The 4,460-nt window shown below is 51.1% G+C and carries 5 protein-coding genes; 1 reads left to right on the top strand and 4 read right to left on the bottom strand.

What is annotated here, in order from left to right:
- A partial coding sequence (locus Q0294_RS23110) for a DUF1571 domain-containing protein (protein WP_299470206.1) occupies positions 1-425 on the bottom strand: 425 nt, incomplete at its 3' end.
- Between the two features lie 678 nt (positions 426-1,103).
- Between Q0294_RS23110 and Q0294_RS23105 the strand changes: the two genes are divergently transcribed.
- A complete protein-coding gene (locus tag Q0294_RS23105; protein WP_299470204.1) occupies positions 1,104-2,054 on the top strand; it encodes a TIM barrel protein in 951 nt (316 codons plus the stop codon).
- Between the two features lies 1 nt (position 2,055).
- On the opposite strand, the gene Q0294_RS23100 is transcribed toward Q0294_RS23105, so the two are convergent.
- From Q0294_RS23100 to Q0294_RS23090, 3 genes are all read right to left on the bottom strand, one after another.
- On the bottom strand, positions 2,056-3,006 hold the full coding sequence (locus tag Q0294_RS23100) for a YdjY domain-containing protein (RefSeq protein ID WP_299470202.1): 951 nt from the start codon (positions 3,004-3,006) through the stop codon (positions 2,056-2,058).
- Between the two features lie 108 nt (positions 3,007-3,114).
- Positions 3,115-3,978, bottom strand: a complete 864-nt coding sequence (locus Q0294_RS23095; RefSeq protein ID WP_299470200.1) for an alpha/beta fold hydrolase — start codon at positions 3,976-3,978, stop codon at positions 3,115-3,117.
- 4 nt (positions 3,979-3,982) lie between these two features.
- Positions 3,983-4,460, bottom strand: a 478-nt coding sequence (locus tag Q0294_RS23090; RefSeq protein ID WP_299470198.1) for a macro domain-containing protein, incomplete at its 5' end; no start/stop codon positions are given.

Raw genomic sequence — 4,460 nt, 5'->3', positions numbered from 1 at the left:
AATGGTTTATGACGACACTTCAGATTGATCACCTGATTATCCGATAATGCACCTCCGACAAATTCCTGCTTCGAAAATGTTGCCGTGTAATCGGGGATGCTGTCCAGATAACGGCAGCCTTTTTCCAGCAGCAGCATGTTCATCAGCAATGCCATGCGGCCTGTTAAAGTACCATTCTGCTGAGGGGTCTGCTTTCCGTTATCCAGATTCTGCCCCTGTTGCGGCTCCGAGATATTGGTCGGTTTGTAAGCAATCACAGGAATTGGAATCGGCTTGGAGGCTACGACTGCCATGTCATTCGGGTCAGCGTCTGCAGGAGAAGGATCAAAACTGAAATAAAGAATCCCAATCGCTGCCGAAAAGATGGCGGAGGCCAGCATATTCGAAAAATGGTGTTGTGACCTGAGTTTTAGCATGCGCATCATGCGGTACCGTTCCTTTTCGATAAGAAAATGCAAGGCACCGTCTTGTCTGAACCGAATCCCTGTGACAGGATCCATTCATCCGTGATAAGACGTAAACCGGGCTTGCCCGTCGTTGTGATATGATCTGGCCAGCACACGAAAATCCCTTTGTGCGCCTGACGAATGTTTGTTTCCATATAATTTCTATGCCTTCAGTAATCTGAAAAAAGACCGACATGAAAAGGAAGTCACCCTGTTTCAGAACACGGAGAACAACTCAGTCACAGTCTTTTTCAGATCCACTCAATACATCGTCACTCCCCAACCTCACTGTCGGACAGGCACTATGATGAATTCAGGATGGCTATGCCTAAAAATTCGTCATTTACGGCAGGTTGGTATTAGCGAAACTGATGCCGACGTTTAATCAGAACCATTCCCAATTCAATCCGGGTTCAGATTAGATTAAACCCTCACTTCCAACCTATATTACCCGTTTTGACTTTTGCCATTTTCTCATTGAATTCTTTGCTCACCTGCACCAGAAAGCTGAATTATCGCGCTATGGTTTTATTTTTCTAAGCTACTCATTTATAATCACTTAAGGATCCAACTTTCATTTCACTGAATTCAGGGATCGGAGTGGATTAATTTCAAGCCGAGTGAAATCACCCGCTTCCACCAGAAAAGGGAAACAAAATGACTTTTGATCGACGCTCATTTATTCAGTACTCAGGCGCTGCCCTGTTTGCAGGCGTTTTGCCGCATTTTGCATCCGCTTCACTTTTGAGGCAGAGACAGATGAAGCTGGATCTCTCCTGCGGTCGCATTGGTGTCAAAGCCGACCAGAAACAGGCGATTGATTATGCCGCCCGATATGGTTTCGAAGCCGTGGTCCCCGAAGCGGGTTATCTCGGTCAACTTTCCGAGAGCCAGCTGGCAGACCTGAAAGCAGACATGCAAAGCAAAAATCTGGTTTTCAGTGCGGCAGGCATGCCGGTGGACTTTCGCAATGACGAATCCAGATTCAAAGAGGGAATCGCGGCTCTGCCTGCATCCTCAGCCGCTCTGCAACGGGCGGGAGTCACACGCACCGGAACCTGGCTCATGCCGACTCATGACGAACTGACCTACAATGCGAACTTCAAACAGCATGTACGTCGCTTGAAAGAAATCTCACGGATCCTGTCAGACAACGGCTTACGCTTCGGCATGGAATATGTCGGCCCGAAAACCCTCTGGTCGAGTAAAAAATATCCTTACATTCATAGTATGCCGGAAACGAAAGAACTGATTGCGGAAATTGATGTGAATGGGGTCGGCCTGATTCTGGACAGCTGGCACTGGTACACGGCCCATGAAACCAAAGAGGATTTGCTCACCTTAACCAACGCCGACATTGTCGCCGTCGATTTGAATGATGCTCCTGCGGGCCTTGCCATTGATGAACAGCTCGACCAGAAACGCGAACTGCCGATGGCGACCGGCGTGATTGACCTGGCACTCTTTCTAAATACGCTGAACAGCCTGGGCTATGATGGTCCGGTTCGCGCAGAACCGTTCAACGCAGCACTCCGAAAGCTGCCCGCCGATCAGGCGGTCGCTGCCACAGCCGCCGCGATGAAAAAAGCAATCGCGCTCGTCAACTGAACTATTTTTTTGCCAGCGAGATTTCAATCGTCACGGGGGTGCCGCGCGGGGGAATTTTGTCCTGATTCGCTTCAAACAGCAGATTTCCTTCCCCCGAAGAAGAGCTGGGAATATCGATATCAATGATGGCCGTCGAAAAGTTGGCGACACAGATCAAGTCGCCACTTTCGGCGTGGTAATATTTTTCGCCCGTTGTCTCATCGATCGAAAAACCGCTGCCGGCAAAAACCCAGTCCGCTTTCATGATCCGGGGCTGGCTCTCATCATAGAATTTTTTGATCGCCGCCTGAAACTGCTCGTCCTTTGATTTGGAAAGAAATTCATCCCGCATTTCGGCCGACATCTGCCCGAACCAGATCAGTTCCTTGTATTTTTCATCGTAACGCAGCTCACTCTTTTTATCGATGACCACTGCTTCAGGCAGTTGATCCAGCTTGGCGGTGAAATAGCGGCTGGTGGCGGTCCGCACCCAGTCCTGAGCTGGCTCGCGATGCAGTTTCCCCTCTCTGTCTTTCCATTGCAGAAAGAGATTCAGCTTTTGTCCCTGCGGCGGCTGAAACTTGGGAGTGAATTTCACGGGCGACCCGGGTTTGGCACCAATGGCTATTAATCCGGCGTGAATGGCGGTCGCCTGGGAATCAATCGAAAGAATCGATTCGTGCTCTTTCGTCTGTTTCTTGCAGCACAGCATTTCCAGCACGCCTTCCTGCAGACAAACCTGGGTTCTTAACAGCAGCCGTTTGCCTTCCAGATCCAGCAGCACGGTTTTCTGTTTATTGAGTGCCACCAGACCATCGTCGTCTTTTTTCGACTCGGGTGATGTCTCTGAACTCTTTTTCTCCGCCTTCTGCGTCGCTTCAGGGGCACGGTCATCCGCGTGAAGAAAAGTTCCGCATACAAACACAGCCGCTAGAGTGAAAAGGGACAACCAGGAAAAAATCAGGCGTTTCATGAATTCATCCAAATAATAAGAGTCGGGAATGCCCGTCGGTGGCATCCTGTTATTCTATGCAGTTCAAAAAAAATGTCTGTACTGATTCACCAGGAATTACGAGAACTTTCAGGAAGAACCGAGATCGGCCAGCCAATCTGAGTAATCCACAACGATCTGCGCCCGATTCGGTTCAAATTCGAGCGTATGCCGCGCCTCAGGGTATCGAATCAGTTGTTTCTTGCACGAAGCAATTCGCTGGAAATACTTCTCTGTCGCAGGGTTGTTTATAATCTGATCCCGTCCCGCGAGCAGGCAGAGCGTCGGACAATGAATCAGTTCCGCCGCCTGATCTGCCCGTCGATCCAGCTCCCGGTTTGCCAGCAGAAACGACACGGTCACGTCGTGCAACGCCAGGAGATCGGCTCTGATCAAGGCCTGACCGGTTTCCTCACCGGTAAACAAAGCCGGATCATTCAGCGGAATCGGGACCCGTTTTTTTCTGATCCCCAACTGCTCCGCCAGTTTCAGTTGCAGTTTTTGAAAGGCCGTCGGTTTGACCAGAGCCTTGATTCCCGGATACAGCAGCGCCAGCCCGTCTATGAGATCAGGGCGTTGCGCAGCGACAACCACCGCCAGTTTGGCGCCCCAGCTCATCGCCTGTAAAACCACCGGTCCTTTTTGCTCTGCCTGTTGCCGCCGATAACGAACTTCCGTCAACAACTGCACCACATCCTGCACCAGACGCTGCCAATGCGGCGTATCTCCCCGTTCCCGCATATTATGGCCCGAACCGCGGCGATCATAAAAACAGACTTCATAACCAGCATCGCAGAGTTTTCCGCAGGAATATTCATACCAGCCGGAATGACTTTGAATCCCGTGCAATACGACTAGCGTGCCCTGAAATTGATCCACTTCGGGTAGCCAGACGCGCCCCTGCAGGCGATAACCATCGGAAGCAACAAATTCCTGAATAACGGGAGCGGCCATGAGTTTAAACCAGCATCGTTTCTAAAATTCGAGCATAACAGCCGAATGTCCCCTGATCAAACAGGACAAAGCGAACCAGTTCCAACTGATCTGACGATTCCACTTTCACCGCGACCGTCCGCAACGCCACTTCCGCCGCCAGATCAACCGGATAACGATAAACGCCGGTACTGATAGATGGAAACGCCAGCGTTTTACACTGATGTTTTTCAGCCAGTGTCAGGCACGTCTGGTAAACCGACTGCAACAGCGCGCTCTCTTTTTTTCCGCCTCCCTGCCAGATCGGTCCCACAGCATGAAAGACATATCGCGCTGCCAGTTTCCCGGCGGAAGTTACAACAGCACTCCCCGTAGGACAACCCTCCGGATAACGCCGCTGCAGTTCCTCCATGATTTCCGGGCCTGCGGCTCGGTGAATGGCACCATCGACGCCTCCCCCGCCGGCCAGCCGGGCATTCGCCGCATTTACGATGGCATCGACC

The organism is uncultured Gimesia sp. (assembly GCF_937919775.1).
Taxonomy (GTDB): domain Bacteria; phylum Planctomycetota; class Planctomycetia; order Planctomycetales; family Planctomycetaceae; genus Gimesia.
The sequence above is the reverse complement of the archived record's forward strand: the minus strand, read 5'-3'. Positions and strand labels throughout refer to the sequence as shown.